Annotated in this window: 11 protein-coding genes and 4 pseudogenes; 10 read left to right on the top strand and 5 right to left on the bottom strand. The window is 69.1% G+C overall.

Going from position 1 to position 17145, the window contains the following annotated elements; translation table 11 throughout:
• Window positions 1-289 precede the first annotated feature (289 nt).
• Window positions 290-846: pseudogene (locus tag GA0115234_RS24585) on the bottom strand (IS6 family transposase); the annotation flags it as partial.
• A gap of 360 nt (window positions 847-1206) precedes the next feature.
• Window positions 1207-4215: a S8 family serine peptidase gene (locus GA0115234_RS24580; protein ID WP_256088799.1), complete on the bottom strand. Its 3009-nt coding sequence runs from the start codon at window positions 4213-4215 to the stop codon at window positions 1207-1209.
• Window positions 4216-4517: 302 nt separating this feature from the next.
• On the opposite strand from GA0115234_RS24580, the gene GA0115234_RS24575 reads away from it, so the two are divergent.
• From GA0115234_RS24575 to GA0115234_RS24545, 7 genes and pseudogenes are all read left to right on the top strand, one after another.
• Window positions 4518-5480 carry a helix-turn-helix transcriptional regulator gene (locus GA0115234_RS24575; protein ID WP_256088798.1) on the top strand — a complete coding sequence of 321 codons (963 nt, stop codon included), beginning with the start codon at window positions 4518-4520 and terminating at the stop codon, window positions 5478-5480.
• A gap of 1140 nt (window positions 5481-6620) precedes the next feature.
• Entirely contained in the window at window positions 6621-7319 is a 699-nt protein-coding gene (gene cseB, locus GA0115234_RS24570) for a two-component system response regulator CseB (RefSeq protein ID WP_218107188.1), read from the top strand.
• 5 nt (window positions 7320-7324) lie between these two features.
• The gene (locus GA0115234_RS24565) at window positions 7325-8584 is read left to right on the top strand and encodes a sensor histidine kinase (RefSeq protein WP_093545522.1); all 1260 of its coding nucleotides are present in this window, start codon (window positions 7325-7327) and stop codon (window positions 8582-8584) included.
• 156 nt (window positions 8585-8740) lie between these two features.
• Window positions 8741-9493 carry an ABC transporter ATP-binding protein gene (locus GA0115234_RS24560; RefSeq protein WP_093545596.1) on the top strand — a complete coding sequence of 251 codons (753 nt, stop codon included), beginning with the start codon at window positions 8741-8743 and terminating at the stop codon, window positions 9491-9493.
• Between the two features lie 190 nt (window positions 9494-9683).
• Window positions 9684-12212, top strand: a complete 2529-nt coding sequence (locus GA0115234_RS24555; protein WP_093545519.1) for an ABC transporter permease — start codon at window positions 9684-9686, stop codon at window positions 12210-12212.
• Window positions 12213-12360: 148 nt separating this feature from the next.
• Complete coding sequence (locus tag GA0115234_RS24550; protein WP_093545516.1) at window positions 12361-12714, top strand: antibiotic biosynthesis monooxygenase; 354 nt, start codon at window positions 12361-12363, stop codon at window positions 12712-12714.
• 78 nt (window positions 12715-12792) lie between these two features.
• Window positions 12793-13434: pseudogene (locus tag GA0115234_RS24545) on the top strand (DsbA family oxidoreductase).
• A gap of 197 nt (window positions 13435-13631) precedes the next feature.
• Here GA0115234_RS24545 and GA0115234_RS43685 read toward each other — a convergent pair.
• Window positions 13632-14765, bottom strand: a pseudogene (locus tag GA0115234_RS43685) (transposase).
• 257 nt (window positions 14766-15022) lie between these two features.
• On the opposite strand from GA0115234_RS43685, the gene GA0115234_RS42465 reads away from it, so the two are divergent.
• The 3 genes and pseudogenes from GA0115234_RS42465 to GA0115234_RS44415 all read left to right on the top strand — a co-directional run.
• Entirely contained in the window at window positions 15023-15373 is a 351-nt protein-coding gene (locus GA0115234_RS42465) for a hypothetical protein (RefSeq protein ID WP_161275655.1), read from the top strand.
• A 176-nt stretch (window positions 15374-15549) separates the two neighbouring features.
• The gene (locus GA0115234_RS42460; protein ID WP_176729262.1) at window positions 15550-15711 is read left to right on the top strand and encodes a hypothetical protein; all 162 of its coding nucleotides are present in this window, start codon (window positions 15550-15552) and stop codon (window positions 15709-15711) included.
• Between the two features lie 187 nt (window positions 15712-15898).
• Window positions 15899-16568 (top strand): annotated as a pseudogene (locus GA0115234_RS44415) (IS701 family transposase); the annotation flags it as partial.
• Here the strand turns inward: GA0115234_RS44415 and GA0115234_RS43670 are convergent.
• Both GA0115234_RS43670 and GA0115234_RS41470 read right to left on the bottom strand, forming a co-directional pair.
• The gene (locus GA0115234_RS43670) at window positions 16560-16916 is read right to left on the bottom strand and encodes a hypothetical protein (RefSeq protein ID WP_107405805.1); all 357 of its coding nucleotides are present in this window, start codon (window positions 16914-16916) and stop codon (window positions 16560-16562) included. The pseudogene GA0115234_RS44415 and the gene GA0115234_RS43670 overlap by 9 nt on opposite strands.
• 12 nt (window positions 16917-16928) lie before the next feature.
• Window positions 16929-17045 (bottom strand): lasso RiPP family leader peptide-containing protein, encoded by a 117-nt coding sequence (locus GA0115234_RS41470; protein WP_107405804.1) that lies wholly within the window; start codon window positions 17043-17045, stop codon window positions 16929-16931.
• Window positions 17046-17145: the final 100 nt, after the last annotated feature.

Below are 17145 nucleotides of genomic sequence, written 5' to 3'. Positions count from 1 at the left end.
CCGAGCCACTGCACGCGGCTCACGGCAACTGTTTCCAGCTGGCTGGAACCCCGCTGCGCGGGGCTCTTCAGCTGGGTGAGCGGTCGGAGTGGCGGTTGAGCTGGGCCATGGGCGTTGTCACGTTGTTGGGTGTGTGGGTGTCTGACTGTGCGTCGAGGTGTGGTGGGGCCGGGTGCCGGCCTGGGCTCAGGCCGCGGTAGGTCGGCCCGTGACGCCGGTGCTGCTCCCAGGTGGTGAAGCGGATGGTCATTTCGGCTCGGTGTTCGGGTGCGGTCATCAGGTGGCGTCGGGGCCGGAAGTGGGGTGAGATGCCGCTGAACGCGGACAGGAACCGCTGGGCCCCGCCCACGCTGCGGAAGCCCTTCATGGACCGTTCGCGTTGCCTCGTCGGCTGGTGACTGTTCTCGGCCCGGTTGTTCAATCCCTTGTGGGGGCGGTGCTCGTCGGTGACGACCACTCGCGGCACCCCGCCCTCGTCGTCATCAGCCTGCGGAAGAAGCGCCTGGCCGCGGCCGCGTCCCGCCGGTTCTGCACCAGGATGTCCAGAACATCGCCGTCCTGGTCGACAACCCGCCACAGATACTTCTGCTCACAGTTGATCTTGATGAAGACCTCGTCCAGATGCCACTTGTCCCCCGGCCGTGGCTGTCGGCGGCGCAGCGCGTCGGCGTACGCCTGCCCGAACTTCGGACACCAGCGGCGCACGGTCTCGCGGGACACGATGACACGGCGCTCGAGCATCAGCTCCTCGACCTCACGGAAACTGAGCGGGAACCGGAAGCACAGCCACACACAGTGCGCGATGATCTCGACCGGGTACCGGTGCCCCCTGTACGACGGCGACACGCTCCCCACGGACGATCCCCCTCCACCGTGATCAACCCGAGGATCCTCCCACGCCACCCGCCAGCGTGACAGCGCCTTACCAACCGCATCCGGCTCAAGCAAACCACCGGGGCTTCGCAGGTCGGCAGAGTTGTGTGGCCCGCGAAGAGCCCGCCTGAACGAACTCGTACATCCGCGTGTCCGGACGGGCCGGTGACAGGCGGGACCGGGCCGCACGACGAAGCTCCTGGCAGACGGGGTCTCGACCGAGATCATCCATGCCTGCCAGGAGCTTCGTGTACTGCCCGACCACTTCCGGCTGATCTGTCGAGCCGAACCTCGCGGTTCATGACCGGACAGGTGTCAGCGCGACATCCGGTGTCAGTTGAGGGTCAGGAAGGTGCCCGCACCGTTCGCGTATTCGATCCAGGCGGTGGACCGGGCTGTCGCAGGGACGCCGGACCAGGTGGCGGTCAGGTCGGTCGGCGTGCCGGGGGTGACACGGGCGCGGTCGGGTGTGACGGTGACCTTGCCGGTGACCGGGCTGTTCTCGGAGATGTGGTTCACCTGATAGGTGTACGGGGTGACGGTGTCATCGCTGCTGCCGAGTGCGACCACGGCTACGAAGATCGTCCCGGCGTTCGGCTGCCCCAGGGAGATGGTCGAGGTGCCGTTACTGTCGGGATCGGCATACTCGGCTGACTGCGGAACGCCGTCGACCATAACTCCCCAGACGACGCCGACGATGGTGTCTGCCGCTGCATCGAAGTGCACCGAGATCTGAGCGGCCTTGGCGCCGGCCGGGATGTTCGTCTCGTAGTGGGTCTCAGCAGCGGTTCCGGTCAGGGTGGCCTTGGTGAGGGGCGAGGAGACGGGTCCGCGTGCGGTGGCCGTGAAGGTGCTGGTGGCCGGAGTGACGGAGAAGGCGGTCTCGCCGCTGGTGCCGGTGCCCTTGACCTCGGCAGGGGCGTGGACGCTCTGCGGGGTGACGGCGATCGGGCTGCGGACCGTGGTGCGGCCGGAGGTCCACGTGAGGGAACCTGTGTCGAGGATTCCCGAACGCGCGGTGGTCACATCGAACTTGATGGTGAAGGTGCGCTTCTGCCCGGCGTGACCGAAGTGCAGGACGGAAGGCGAGACGGTGGCCTTGACGCCGGGCAGATCGACCTTGGCCCGGTAGGTGCCGGCCGAGGTAGCGGTGACGGTACGGGTGACTGTCTGGGTACCGAAGAGCTCGCCGACCGCGATGGAGGGGTAGTTGAGGTCGCTGGGATCGATGGCCTCGGTTCCGGTCCGGGTGTCGATGCCGACACCTTCGAGGTACCCCAGCCAGTCCTGCTCGCTGGAGTCGTAGACGAGCCCCGGCCGCAGCATCGCGCGGGCCTCGACCTCTCCGGCGCCCTGGGCGAAGAGATCGCCGTTGTTCTTGCCGTCAGCGGTCTTGGTGGGGGAAGCGGTGGTCATCATGGCCGACTTGATGCTCATCGGGGACCAGGTGGGGTGCTCGGAGAGGTAGAGGGCGGCGAGGCCGGCGATGTGCGGGGTCGCCATGGAGGTGCCGGAGAGGTAGTCGAAGTCGCGGCCTTGGTTACCGGGCGGGGCGACGGCGGCGAGGATGGTGGCGCCGGGCGCGGTGATGTCGGGCTTGAGGAGATCGCCCTTGCCGACGAGGGAGGGGCCGCGGGACGAGAAGCCGGCGACCTGCGGGTAGGTGGCGCCCTTGCCGCCGCTGGTGAGGGTGGCGGTGGCGCCGTCCGTGGCGGCGTAGTCGCGTACGGCGGTGGCCTCCGGGCCGTTCAGGTGCACGGTCGGTATGGAGTGCAGGTCGCCGTCACTGCTCTCGTTCCGCGTGTTGACCAGGACCATGGCGGTGCCGCCGGCCCTCTTGACCTCGGCGGACTTGTCCACGCGCGCGGTGACACCCCGGTCGCAGACGACCGTCTTCCCAACGGTGCGTGCGGGGTCCAGCGTTCCTGCGGCACAGAGGTCGGCGTCGGCGGCGTCGGCCTCGGCGGTCTTGACGGCGGCGGCACGGACGAGCGGTGCGGAGCCGACGGTTTCGTGCACGCTGGTGCTGATACCGGTGTAGCTCTTCCCGTTGCCGAGCGTGACCGTGCCGGTGTGCGAGGCGATGGTTCCGGCGGCTACGGTGGTGGTCCAGGGAGCCGTGTTGTCGAGGCTGGCGGACTCGGGGCCGGCGTTGCCCCCGGCGGTGGCGACGAAGACACCCGCTGCGGCGGCGTTACGGAGCGCGGTCTGGGACGGGTCGTCGTACGCGCTCTCGAACATGCCGCCGAGGGAGTAGTTGATGACGTCCACACCGTCGGCGACGGCTTGGTCGATGGCGGCGACCAGGTCGCTGGTCAGGCCACCGTCCTGCTTGCCGTCCTTGCTCTGCCACAGGGCCTTGTAGACGGCGATGGTGGCGGCGGGGGCGACGCCGGAGACGGTGCCGAGGTCGTGGCCGTCGACGGTGGCCCGGACGCCCGCGTTACCGGCCGCGGTCGATGCGGTGTGGGTGCCGTGGCCCTGGCTGTCTCGCGGGGAGATGTAGCCGGCCCGGTTGGATTCGGGGACCTGCTGGAGCCAGCCGTCGGCGAAGTAGCGGGCGCTGACGATCTTCTGGTTGCAGTCGGCGGCGGCGAAGCTCTCGCCGGTCTGGCAGGTGCCGGTGAAGGTGGTCCCGTCGGCCTTGTGCATGACGGTGGTGGTGCCGTCGAGGTAAGGCCGGTAGAGGTCGTCCTTGGACGGCTTCTTGCCGTGCTTGCCGCCGGGCTTCCTGCTCGTGAGCGCCGGGGCCTTGAACGAGGCGCTCTCGGGCCAGATACCGGTGTCGATGTCGCCGATGACGATACCGCGGCCTGCCTTGGCCGTACCGCCGAGGGCGGCCCACAGACCCTTGTGGCCGGAGAGGCCGAGGAAGTCGGAGGAGTTCCTGTCGTCGGTGGCTTGGTGAATCCGGTCAGGGGAGATGTTGGTGACGCCCTTGGTGCGGGCCAGCTGGACGAGCTGGGCTGCGTTGAGCCGGGCGCTGAAGGTGTTGGTGGTGACGGCGTAGTGCTGGCGGACGGTCGCGCCGACCTTCCTGGCGACATGGCGCTGCTCGGCGATCAGGTGCGTCCGGTAGCGCTTGGCGTCCGAAGCGGTGACGTCGAGCTTCCGGCCCTCGGCGGGGCGGGTGGCGGGGAGGTCGTCGACGTTGCCGTCGTACGTGACGAGGGGCTGGTCAGCCAGCGTGATCAGGTAGTTGCCGACAGCCAGGGGCTCGGCGGGGCCCGTCGCGACGGCTGGGGTGGCGAGCGGCAGGCTGAGTGCGGCGAGGGTGGTGGTGAGCAGGGCACCGATGGTGCCGCGACGGATTCGGGACGCTCTTCGTGGCTGAGGTGTCACAGGATTCCTCACGGATGTTCGGGCGGGCCGGACAGGCGAGCGGGGGTACTCGCCCTGGGTGTGAGTCGGCGACTTGAGTGGCGAACCGCCGTTCACGCAGGGTGATCGATAGGCGATTCGAGAGAAGTGAACGCTGTGCGATCACTTGGTGTCCAGATAACCTGATGGCGTGTTTGGCGCGGTGACCAAAAGCGCCACCTGCGGGGGGACGATCGGCTGGTGACCTGCACTGTTCGCACCTGCCCCAGGCGCCCCGACGCGACGTGTGAGAGCGGAGGCCGGTTGTGCTGGAAGCAGTGGGCGTGAGCGCGTTCGACGAGGGCGTATACCGAGCGGTGCTGACAGGTCCTCAGAGCTCAGTACCTGATCTCGCGGAGAGCGTGGACGCCGGCGCGGCCCGTACCGGGCAGGCGTTGAAACGCCTCGCCGCTCTGGGACTAGTGCGGCGGGTGGGGCGGGGCCGGTGGGAGGCGGTGAGTCCGCGCTCGGCCCTGTCCGCGTTGCTGCACCGCCGCCGGTCGGAGGCGGAGACGGTGTTCGCGGGGGTGGAGACGGAGTTCGCCGATCTGCAGCGCCTGCACCGGGCTGGGCAGTTGCGGTCGGATCCCGGCGCCTTGGTGGAGGTGCTGACGGGCCATGAGGTGATGGCTCGAAAGGTCGAGGAGCTGAGCCGGGCAGTCACCACGCATCTGTGGACGCTGGACAAGCCGCCATATCTGGAGCCGGTGGGAGAGCCGCACCACAACGAGCGGGAAACGGCGACGACTACGGAGTGGCTGGAGCGTGGTGTGGACATCCGGGGCGTGTACTGCCTGGAGTCGATCGAACCGCCAGGGCGGCTGGAGTCGATTCTCAACCTGGCGGCCCTCGGGGAGAAGTCCCGGTTGCTGCCGCATCTTCCCTTCAAGGCCCGGATCGTGGACCGGCGGGTAGCGGTGGTGCCGTTGACCGGGGGGAGCAAGGACTCCATCGTGGTGGTTCATCCGTCTGGGCTGCTGGACGGGTTGATGGAGTTGTTCGAGGCGTACTGGGAGCGGGCCGAGCCGTTGCTCTCCGACGGGCTGGAGGTGGTGGAGGGACCCAGCGAGGAGGAGCTGATGCTGGTCCGCCTACTGCACGCCGGATTCAAGGACCAGGCCATTGCCCGGCAGTTGGGGGTCAGCGTGCGCACGGCGACGCGTCGGGTGGCGGCGTTGATGCGGAGGCTGGACGCGGGGACCCGGTTTCAGGCCGGAGTGAAGGCGCGGGAGCGTGGCTGGGTGTGACAGCTAACGGTGGCTTTTTAAACCGGGGAGTAGAGATCAGGTGGATGGCCTGCGCCGACGGCGTTGACCATGCGGCGCGACCCCGCTGACCGCAGCGCCTCGACGTGCTCGTGCCCAAGGCACGCGCCTGGCTCACCTGCTGTCCTCGCCTCGGTGGTGGGGCCTGCCCAGGCAAGATCGCGGGCCACACCGGTCCGGCGTCGAACTCGGCATCTGGACCAGCCGCCACGTCCGCAAAAGCGGGCTGTTCCTGTCGTGCCGGTTCCGCGAGAGCGAGCCCGACAGCTGGTTCTGCGACGGCGGCCACTGCCGCAACTTCATCCGGCTCCTGCACCTCCTCACCGGAGCGCAGGATCCGAAGCAGGCCGTCAAGCGTCGTTGTCCGTCCCGGCATGCGAGCCCGGGCCCACGTGTGCGACATCGACGCCGCCGTGGCCCCGCTCAAGGCGGAGGGCGGACGAGGACATCGCCCGCCTCTCGCCGCTCTAGCATCGAGACTTGAACGTCTTGGGCAGGTTCGAGCTGGAGATAGCCGCGCACCTCGACATCACGCTGTCCCACCGCGCCCGGCCCCCGCGCCGCTCAGGATGCCGCAACCGGTGCCGGACAACCGGCACCGGACCATACGGAGACGTGGCTCACCGGGGCAGGCGCAAGTTTCAGCAGCTGGTGCCCCGGGCGCCGTCGTAGCGGACGAGAGCCGGGGCGTACGTCTCGGGGGCCGGGCGCCCCGGCCTATCCGCCGCCCGGCCGACAGGTCGTCACGGACTGAACTCGGGATTTGTATCGGGCGGGTATCAGGAAACGCTTCATTGCCCATCGAATCAGCCGGTGAGCCCGGCCGCGGCGAGGGGAGGCCGCGAGCCGACACGCCGTGGACCCGGCATCTGCCGGAGCCGTTCCACCCCATCCGGCCTGGAGGTTTACGGGTGGAAGGGGTGGTGAGGGTGCGACGCGGGTCCGCCGTGTGACGCGGTTGCCGGGTCTGGTGTCTGCCTTATCGTTCCTTTCAGGTCGCCGATCGCGCGTTCAGTGCGTACGGGACCGATGCCTCACCTGAACCGTCTGAAGTGTCTGAGCAGGAGTGATCCGCCCGTGTCCTCGTCCGCCCCGGCTCCGGCCTCTTCGCGCCCTGTCCGTGTGTTGCTGGTGGAGGACGACGACTTGATGCGCCGGTCCTTCACCGTCGCGTTGGAGCGCTACGGCTACGAGATGGCGGCTGCGGCCGACGGTCTCGCGGGCCTTGAGCTCTTCCGCGAGGAGAGCTTCGACCTGCTGATTCTGGACGTGATGCTGCCCGGTCTGGACGGGATCGGTCTGTGCCGCAGAGTCCGGGAGACCAGCCTGGTGCCCGTCTTGATGATGTCCGCTCGCGGCGACGGGCTCGACGTCGTCGCCGGTTTGGAGGCCGGAGCGGACGACTATGTGGTCAAGCCGGTGGAGACCGGCGTGCTCGTGGCCCGCATCCGGTCGCTGCTGCGGCGGGCGGCCTACGCACCACCCGCACCGGAGCCCGGGCGGGCCAGAGGCGACGAGCTGCCACCGGCTGAGGAGGAGGTGCTGGTTTTCGGGGACCTGACCATCGACACCGGCGGCCTGGAGGTGTCCGTCTCGGGAAGCCCAGTGGCGCTGACCCCGACCGAGCTGAAGCTGCTCCTGAAGTTCGCCGCCCACCCGGGAATCGTCCTTGAGCGGCACACCCTGCTACGGGACGTGTGGGAGTACGGCTGGGACGGCGACAGCCGGGTCGTGGACCTGTGTGTGCAGCGGCTGCGCCGGAAGCTGGGCCGGAACCGGATCGAGACGGTCCGCGGCTTCGGCTACAAGCTCAGGCGCTGAGGCCGGTGCATCCCCACCGGCTGCGTCCGGCCCGTGCGTCCCTGCGCTGGAAGATCGCGGGGCTGGCCGCGGCCACGGCCTGCCTGGTAGCGGCGGCTGTGGGCGTGCTCGTGCACATGTGGATCGCGCGGGACATCCACGACCGGGCCGAAGCACAGGCCACCAACAGCGTGTACGCGGCCATGGACGCCTACCGGCGCACCGGAACCCTCACCGACGGTGCCGAGCTCGATCCGGCCGACCTTCCCGCCGCGCTGCGGCACCCGGCCGACAGCAATCGGCACACGGCCTACGACGGGGTCGTCGACGGGAATGTGGGCCCGAGCGTCTGGGGCGCCCAGCGGGTCGACGGTCCGGGCAACCGGGTGCTGGCCGTCCGGGTCAACATGAGCTCGGAGCTCCACACACTGCGCCGGCTCGACGCGGTCATGGTGGCGGCCTCGCTGATCGCCCTCGCGGCGGCCGTACCCCTGGCGGTCTACGGAGCCGGGCTGCTGGGGCGTCGGCTGCGGAGGGTCTCCGAGACCGCCGTCCGGATCTCCGCCGGGGATCTGGATGCCCGCACCGGGCGTACCAAGGGCCGTGACGAGGTGGCGGACATCGCCGCAACCGTCGACCTCATGGCGGACAGTCTCGGCCGACGGCTGCGCACCGAGCGGCAGTTCACTGCGGACGTGGCCCATGAGCTGCGTACCCCCGTCGGCGGTCTGCTGGCCGCCGCCGACCTGCTGCCGCCCGGTGAGACGGAGGATCTGCTCCGGGCCCGGGTGCGCGACCTGCGCGGCCTGGTCCAGGACCTCTTGGAGATCTCCCGGCTCGACGCCGGGGCTGAGCAGCCGGTCCGCGCCCGTGTCCCGCTCGGGGCGGTCGTGTCCGAGGCCGTGACGCGCATAGGCCTCGACACCGAAGTCACCGTCGCCGACGCACTGGGCGAAGAGGCCGCGCGGACCGTGGAGACCGACCCACGCCGCCTCGAACGGATCGTCAGCAACCTCGTCGTCAACGCCCACCGGCATGGGGGCACCCCGGTACAGGTCACGGTCGAGGGCCGTACCGTCGTCGTCCGCGACCACGGCCCCGGCTTCCCCCCGGACCTGCTGCGCGACGGCCCGCGCCGCTTCCACACGGGCGCGACGGAGCGCGGCTCGGGCCACGGCCTGGGCCTGACCATCGCCTTGGGCCAGGCCCGGCTCCTCGGCGCCGAACTGCGCCTGGACAACGCCCCGGACGGCGGTGCCGTCGCCACCCTGCGCCTGCCGACCTGACCGCCCGGTCCCTGCTACAGAGCCGATACGAAGAGGAGTGGCTGCCGATACGCGGTGGCCCAGACCCCGATACGTTCCCCGGACACCCTTCGAAGTGCACCTTCCGCACCCGAAGAGGAGTCCCCTGTGACCACCCACTCCCTTGCCCCGCACGAGCTGCGTACGACGACCGGGATCGCGGCCGCCACCACCGACCTGTCGAAGGTCTATGGCAGCGGTGACACCCGTGTCGTCGCCCTGGACCGGGTCAGCATCGCCTTCCGGGAGGGCGAGTTCACCGCGATCATGGGTCCGTCGGGCTGCGGCAAGTCCACCCTGATGCACTGCGCCGCCGGGCTCGACTCGCCCAGCTCCGGCTCGGTGTGCGTCGGCACCACCGAACTGAGCACGCTGGGCGACCGACAGCTCACCGCGCTGCGCCGCGACCGGATCGGCTTCATCTTCCAGGCGTTCAACCTGCTGCCGACGCTGACCGCCCTGGAGAACATCACGCTGCCGCCGACCATCGCCGGTCGTCGCCCCGACCAGCAGTGGCTGGACCGTGTGATCTCCATGGTCGGCCTCTCCCAGCGCCTTGACCACCGGCCCGCGCAGCTGTCCGGCGGGCAGCAGCAGCGCGTAGCGGTGGCCCGCGCCCTGGCCTCACGGCCCGCGATCATCTTCGGCGACGAGCCCACCGGAAACCTCGACTCCCGCTCCGGCGCCGAGGTCCTCGGCTTCCTGCGCGACTCGGTGCGCGAACTGGGCCAGACCGTGGTCATGGTCACCCACGACCCGGTCGCCGCCGGCTACGCGGACCGCGTGGTCTTCCTCGCCGACGGCCGCCTGGTCGACGAGATGGCACAGCCCACCCCGGACCGGGTCCTGGACCGGATGAAGGACTTCGACACCCGTTCGCGCACCAGCTGACGACCAGCTCGTACGCGACGGCCGCCTGGTCGACGAGATGGCACAGCCCACCCCGGACCGGGTCCTGGACCGGATGAAGGACTTCGACACCCGTTCGCGCACCAGCTGACGACCAGCTCGTACACCGGCACCGCACCAGCCAGCCCATCCGCTCGGCCTCCGTCGAGCCGGCCTCCCAGGATCCGCACCCATGCTCCGTACCGCCCTACGCAACGTGTTCGCGCACAAGGCCCGCCTACTGATGACCGCATTCGCGGTCATGCTCGGCGTCACCTTCATCACCGGCAGCCTCGTCTACGGCGACAGCCTGAACCAGGCCACCACCGCCAAGGCGACCGACGGCTACGAGCGCATCGCCGTCAACGTCTCCGCCGATGCCGGCCCCGCAAGCCGCGGCCGACCGGGCGACCTCGACGCCCGCACCGCGACCGCTCTGGCCAAGCTCCCCGGCGTCGCCGCCGCCGCGGGCCGGGTCGACGGCTTCGCCGCCGTCGCCGACCGCGACGGCAAGCCCCTCGGCAACGGCAAGGACGCCCAGGGCGGCAACTTCGCCCCGGCGGCGGACGGCAAGGACCCCGCGTACCGCTTCACCGAGGGTTCCGGCCCGACCGGCAAGGACACGATCGCCCTCGACGAGGCCACCGCCGCCAAGGGCGGCTACCGCGTCGGTGACACCGTGCGCGTCGGCACGAACAAGGGCGCCTCCTCCTACACCCTCAGCGGTATCTTCCGCACCGACGGGACCAAGCTCCCCGCCGGGGGCAGCCTGACGCTGTTCGCCGGCGCCACCGCCCAGAAGTTCTTCCTCGAACCTGGCCGCTACAAGAACGTCGAACTCACGGCCACACCCGGCACTGACGTGACGCAGCTCCTCAGCCGCGTCGAATCGGTGCTGCCCAAGGGCACCAGCGCGGTCACCGGGGCCCGGCTCGCCCGGATCAAGGCGAACCTCGCCACCAGCGGCACCGACACCATGAGCCAGATTCTGGTCGGTTTCGCCGCGGTCGCCCTGTTCGTCGCCACCTTCCTCATCTCCAACACCTTCACCATGCTGGTCGCCCGGCGCACCAGGGAGCTGGCCCTGATGCGGGCCGTCGGAGCCACACGCGAGCAGGTGCGGCGCATCCTGCTCACCGAGTCCCTCCTCGTCGGCGCGATCGCCTCCGTGGCCGGCCTCACCGTCGGCACCGGGGTCGCCGCCCTGCTCCAGACGCTCTTCGCCGACACCCCGGCCGCGCCGCTCGTCCTCACCCCGACCACCGTGATCATCTCCATGCTGGTCGGCACCCTCCTGCCCATCGTCGCCGCATGGCTCCCGATCCGCCGGGCCGTGGCCATCCCGCCCGTCGCCGCGCTCAGCGCCGCCGAGTGCACGGCCCCCGCACGCCCCGGCTCCCTGCGTACCGGCCTCGGCGCCGCACTGGTGCTCACCGGCACCGCCGCCGTCGTGTACGGAGCCCTCACGACTGGGAAGGACGCCCGGACCGTCATCGGCCTCGGCGCGGCCATCGCGCTGACCGGGACGATCGGCCTCATCCCGCTGCTGTCCCGGCCGGTCGTCACCCTGTTCCGGCCGCTGCTGACCCGCCTGGCCCCGGTGCACGGCGACCTCGCCGTCCGTAACACCATGCGCGACCCGCGCCGCACCGGCGCCACCGCTGCCGCGCTCGCCATCGCCTTCACCCTCGCCTCGGGCCTGTCCGTCCTGGGGGCCTCGGCCACCCAGTACCTCGACCGCGCGACCACCCACGCCCTCAGCGCCGACTACGTGGTGAGGTCCGTGGGCGGCCGACGGATGACCCCCACCACCGCCGCGCCCCTGAAGAAGCTGGCCAGCGCAACGTACAGCCCGCTCGACCAGTCCACCGGATACCGCCTGGGCGGCAGCGAGTCCGTCCTGACCGGCGTCGACCCCGCCACCATCGGCAAACTGCTGCGGTACGACGTGATCGAAGGCTCCCTCGACAGCCTTGTCCAGGGCCAGATCGCCGTGGCCGACTTCAAGGCCGAGCAGACGGGCTGGCACGTCGGGCAGACCCTGCCCCTGGAGAGGCGGAACGGCCAGCGCGGCAGCCTCACCATCGGCGCCATCTACCAGGCGGACGAGCAGAGCGACCTGATGCCCAGCATCACCGCACCCGACTCCCTCATAGCCCGCTACGACTCCACCCCGAGCACCGCCGGGATCCTCGTCGCCACGGACGGCGGACCCAGCCGGGCCGCGCTCGCAGGCGTCACCCACACCCTCGGCGACAACCCCACGCTGAGCGTCCTCGACCAGGCAGACATCCGCGCCCAGGACAGCCGTGGCATCGGCGACCAGCTCAACGTCTTCTACGCCCTGTTGAGCATGGCCCTGGTGATCGCCGCACTGGGCATCGCCAACACCCTCGCCATGTCCGTCCTCGAACGCCGCAAGGAGCTCGGCACGCTGCGCGCCCTCGGTCTGGACCGCGCCGGAGTGACCCGGATGATCCGCCTGGAAGCCCTGCTCCTCGGCGCGCTCGGCGCGACCCTCGGCACACTCATGGGCGTCTTCCTCGGCTGGGCACTGGGACGCACCCTCCAAGCGAACGTGGCGGGCTACGAGTTGGTCCTGCCCTGGGGCCGCCTCGCCCTCACCGTCCTGATCGCCCTGGCTGGCTCGCTGCTCGCCTCGTTCTGGCCGGCCCGCAGGGCCGCCCGCGTCGACATCCCCGCCGCGACAGCAGCCCAGTAAACCCCGCCAGCGGCCTGCCCCGCAGGGAGGAAACCGAGCGTCCGGAGCGGTCCAGACGTGGATCGCTCTTGGCCTCAAGCCATGTTGAGGTTTCAGACTTCCGCCCAAGGGGCGTCCCGACCGATGCGCCGACAGCAAGGAGAACAGCATAAATGCTGACCGCGGTTTCTACTCGATCATCGACTACACCATCGACTGCCGTGAGACTCAGGCCGCGCTGGTGAAGGTCTTCGCCGAGATCCAGGATCAGTGGGTGAGCTTCTACCCTGGCTATTGCTCGGCCCGATTCCATGTGAGCACGGACGGCACCCGCGTCTACAACATCGTGCACTGGGCGAGCGAGGCTGACTACCGCAATTTCGTCGAGAGCTCCGACACCGAGGGCCGGATGGCGGCCATCGAGAAAGCGCTGGAAGGGCTCGTCGGCAAAGCCGAACCCCGCATGGGCGGAGTCCCCACCTACACGGTCGTGCGTGAAGTGGGACCGCGGACGCGTGACTAGTTCCGGTCGCAGCTCCGGATCGCGTCGCCTCCGGGCGAGAGACTCACTCAGCGACCGCCGACGAGAGGGAGGAAGTCCGTGAGGGTCGAGGTTTTCGGGGATGCGCTCTGTCCGTGGTGCTACATAGGGAAGAGGCGCATCGAAGCGGCCGCGAGCCAGGTCACCGAAGCAGGCCGAGTGCAGATCGTATGGCGAAGTCATGAACTTGATCCGGGTGCAGGGCGAATCCTCGGCCCGACGGCGGCCGAGGCGATGTCGACGTGGTGAGGAGAGAAAGCGCCGGAGCGGATCGCCCAAATCCAGACGGAAGGCAGACTCGAGGGACTGGAGCTCACCCTGCATGCTGCGCGTCCGGTGAGTTCGTTCGACGCACACCGTCTGATCCACTTGGCCGCCGAGCACGATCTGGCCGGCGCAGTAATGGAAAGTCTGCTGCACGCCTACCACACTGAGGGCCAGAACATCGCCGATCCGCAGGTCTTGGAACAACTGGGCGTGAAGGCCGGATTGCGTACGGTCGATGTTCGGGACGTACTGGGTGGTGAGGCCCACGCCCTGAGCGTGAAGGCGGATGAGCGCCGTGCCGCGGCACTGCGCGTCACCAGCGTCCCTTCGGTAGTCATTGATGGCGGCCCCCCTACCTCGGGGACTCAGCCGTCGGCTCGGCTTCGTCTGCTGCTGGAAGAGGCGCTGTCCGTGTCTCATGGCCCGGGGCGCTGATTCATCGGTCAGTCAGGGCTTGCCGGTGGTCGGAGCCCGCCAGCCTCGGGCTGCGACCACCGGCTGCTGTCGCATCTCCGTGTCAGAAGCTGGAGACAATGAGGCCGATGCGCTTGCTGTCGAGGCGGAAGGTGCCGTGCGGGTTGCCGTTCGACCAGAACAGGGCCGTCAGCCCGCACCGGTCTCGTCCATGACCTTCATGATGCCGATCCGCCCGAGGCCGGCTCAGGCGGCTTGGCCGAGACCGGCGGCGGTCGGTCCTGGTCTCGGAGCTGGGTGAAGTCGACGCCCAGCTCCGGGTCGTACGCATCGGGCTGGATGCCGAGTTCGTGCGTGCTGTACTCGCCGAACCGGTTGATGTGCTCGGTCAGGTAGGGCGAGATGTGGGCCAGGTCCTCGGGGTCGATCTCCCGTCTTTCTTCCAGTAGTTGCCGCACGATCTCCGCGATGTCCAGGACATTGTGGAAGATCACCGCGTTCGTGAGCAGCGCGTTGAACTTCATCGCCTTCTCCTGCTCGATGGGGTCGTTGTCGGCGATGACGCCACGGTTGCCGAGGCCGGTCCACTGGGAGAGCGCGTTGAACGACTCCGTCCTGTCCGTCGCCGCGGTCACCCGTCGGCGAAGCGCCGGATCGGAGAGGTAGCGCAGCAGCTGCACGGTGCGGATCACGCGGCCAACCTCTCGGAGGGCGGCTTAGGTGGCGTTCTTCCTGGAGCCCGAGCGCAGCCGCTTGAGCGGCGTGGACGAGGAGATTGCTCCCTACCGTACGGAGACCGCGACCTTCATCAGGTGCCGGAACCGGGACTCGATCAGGTCGAAGTCGATGACGTTCTTGCCCGGCTCGCCGAACAGTGCGTCGATGTGCGCGTACTCGGTGGTCTTGCTGGGCCGGCAGAAGGTCAGTTCCTCCCAGTTCATGAGTCTGGGCATGAGATCGAAGCCCAACAGCTGCGCGAGCGTGAACACCGGCTGGGACTGGCCTTGGGCGTCCGCGTGCACCGTGGTCGGCTTCGCCTCGGAGGAGTTCTTCAGCAGGCCCTCGATGATGCAGACGGCTTCCCACACCCCGCACGGGATGAAGTGCGTGAACAGCGCGATGTAGGTGTCGGAGATGTGGTGGCGGGCGACGCCACCCGGCTTTCCGTACCGGACGCTCGTCTCGGACAGCAGGTTGTCGAGGTAGGTGTCCATGTGGGTGCCGTCGGCGGCCACGGCGGTGCCATCGCCCCACGCCTGCGAGATGTCGAGGCGGGCGTGCGCGTTGACCAGGTCGGCGATCGCCTCGTTCAGCAGCACGATGGAGAAGTGCTGGTTCGCCGTGTACGACAGCTCGTACCCCTGCCTCAGACGATCTTGGGATGCGGCACTCAGCCTTCTCCAACCTGAAATTGCAGGTCACGGGGCTGGAGTGGGACGGGAGCGGGGTGCTCGGGCTGGTCGGGTCCTTGATCGACAGCATGTGATGGTCCGCCAGCGGGAGGATTGCGCTGACACGCGGATCGTGCTGCTCTTTCGCGTGCCCTACCAGTACGTGGCCGGTCCCGTGAGGACCCGGCCGGCGTCGGTGGGCCTGACCCGGAAGCCCAATGCCACTCGATTACCTGCGCGCGGTAGGTGATCTCGACGTAGAAATTGCTGCCGGTGTGGCCCCAGTGGAAGTCCGCGAGATTGATTTCGCCGAGCCAGGACAGGTCCTGCTCCCACTCGTCGGCAGCAGGGCTGCCGCTCGCCTCGCCCTCATCTGCACTCGCTTCGACGGAACCGGTCCACAGCGACTTGAGCACATGTCGGACCGGGTGGTCATCGATGAGCTGTTCGGCCTCAGGGATCCTCCCGGCCCGAACCAGGCTGAAGTAGCCGTGAACGACCGCTTCGACGTCGGTCTCAGCAGGGTGCTCCGACCAGATCTTCACCGCGAGATCGTACGAGTACGGTGACGCCACTGAGCGGTTTCACCCTGGACATCGCGGGCGGCGGGGCTGGGGTGCTTCCCCGAGCACCCCAGCCCCCGTCCCACGCCAGCCCCCGAGTTCTGGCACCACTTGGGGGCTGGCTGCCCCGTCGGGCTGTATCTCGGCTGCCCTCTGTCCCTGTTGTCTCATACACTCAGCCGATGGAGACAGCACTGATACTCGGCGGCAGCGGGGTCGCACTGCTCTTCTTGACCATCTTCGCCGTGGTGCTGCTGTGCGGGCGCCGAGTGCGGCGCGGCCGGAAACTCGGCCGCTACCCATACCGTGCCAAGCCCAACGGCACCTACGACAACTGGTGGTAGATGAGTTTTCGACTAGTAGTGCTTCGTTACCTTGGGTGATCTTGCCTGGCGGTGGGCATCTTCAGGGTGTGAAGCTGGGGGATGTCGAGCGGCTCCGGGGTGAGTTGGCGGAGTTCGTGGGTGATGTGTTCGGGTCGCTGCCGCGGCGGGATCAGCGACGGGGAGTGCATATTGTCTGCGGGGCCTGATGCTGGACGGTCGGCGTAAGCCGGTCCAGCCGATGGCTGGGCGACTGCCGGACGGGAACGTGCAGGCCCTGCAGCAGTTCGTGAATCAGTCGCCGTGGGATCCGTTGCCGGTGCGGCGGCGGATCGCCCGACGGCTGTCCGAGGCGATCACGACACAGGTGTGGGTGATCGACGATGTGTCGTTTCCCAAGTGTGGACGGAGCTCGGCCGGTGTGGCCCGTCAGTGCTGCGGAGCCCTTGGGAAACGGACGAACTGCCAGGTCGCGGTCAGTGTCCACGCCGCGACCGATGCTGCGTCCGGTCCTGGACCGGCAGTTGTATCTGCCCCGAGAATGGACGGACGAGCCGGGCCGTTGCCGCCGGGCCGGTATCCGGGACGGCACCGTCCATCAGGAGAAATGGCGGCTCGCGCTCGGGCCGCTGGACAACGTGACCGAGTGGGGCCCGAGAGCCCCGGTGGTGGTCGCCGACGCGGGTTACGGCGTCAGCGCTCCCTTCCGCCATGGCCTGGAGGAGCGGGGCCTGTCCTATGTGCTGGCTCCGAACGGGAAAGAAGTCGCGCCCACGAGCTGGACATCGCGAGCCCCGGCAGCCGGATTACGCAGGACTGGGTCCACCGACGCCGGCCCGGTACCGAACGGCGCCGCGGTCTCTTTCTCTTCACGCTGCCGATGTCGATGCCGCTGCCCCGGCCGCTTTGCCGAGGTGGCCTGGCGGCAGGGCGGCCAGGGCGGCCAGGGCCAAGATCTCGCGGTTCGCGGTCCTGACCCTTCGGACAGCGGGAATGCAGTCGCTGGCCGCCACGCAGGCGGCGTCGGAGGTGCCGAGCACGGCCGGCGTGACCGGCCCGGCCTGGACGGTGACCGACTCGTCGGCCGGCCAGTCGCCGAGGATCCAGGGACGCCCGCTGGGGCGGTGTGGGGCACGGCACTCGGCCGTGCCCCACACCGCGGCCGTCGCGGACCCGGCTTCGGTGTCCGGAAGGCCCACGAACCAGGTCCGCCGGTGACCGCTCATTGGCCCGGTTCCTCAGGGGGCGAGGTAGTAGCCGTGGGCGTCGGACTGGTTGCCGATGTCGAAGCCCCGGGTGAGGTCCCCGAAGTCACCGAGTTCGATCAGCATCGGGGGCTCGTACACGTCGGTCATGACGATGTCCTCTCGTTCACAGGGGAGTTGAACGGAATCATCGGCCGGTCGTGTACAACTGTTCTCTGCCGACTCCCTGATGGACAAACGGTGCCGGAGG

Source organism: Streptomyces sp. DvalAA-43 (assembly GCF_900091725.1).
Lineage (GTDB): Bacteria > Actinomycetota > Actinomycetes > Streptomycetales > Streptomycetaceae > Streptomyces > Streptomyces pulveraceus.
Note: the sequence above shows the minus strand (reverse complement) of the source record. Positions and strands in the feature narration are given on the sequence as shown.

Coding starts and splice junctions, on each gene's coding strand:
- GA0115234_RS24555 (WP_093545519.1), top strand. CDS start 9,684: ATGCTCCGTACCGCCCTACGCAACGTGTTCGCGCACAAGGCCCGCCTA.
- GA0115234_RS42465 (WP_161275655.1), top strand. CDS start 15,023: ATGCCACTCGATTACCTGCGCGCGGTAGGTGATCTCGACGTAGAAATT.
- GA0115234_RS42460 (WP_176729262.1), top strand. CDS start 15,550: ATGGAGACAGCACTGATACTCGGCGGCAGCGGGGTCGCACTGCTCTTC.
- GA0115234_RS43670 (WP_107405805.1), bottom strand. CDS start 16,916: ATGAGCGGTCACCGGCGGACCTGGTTCGTGGGCCTTCCGGACACCGAA.
- GA0115234_RS41470 (WP_107405804.1), bottom strand. CDS start 17,045: ATGACCGACGTGTACGAGCCCCCGATGCTGATCGAACTCGGTGACTTC.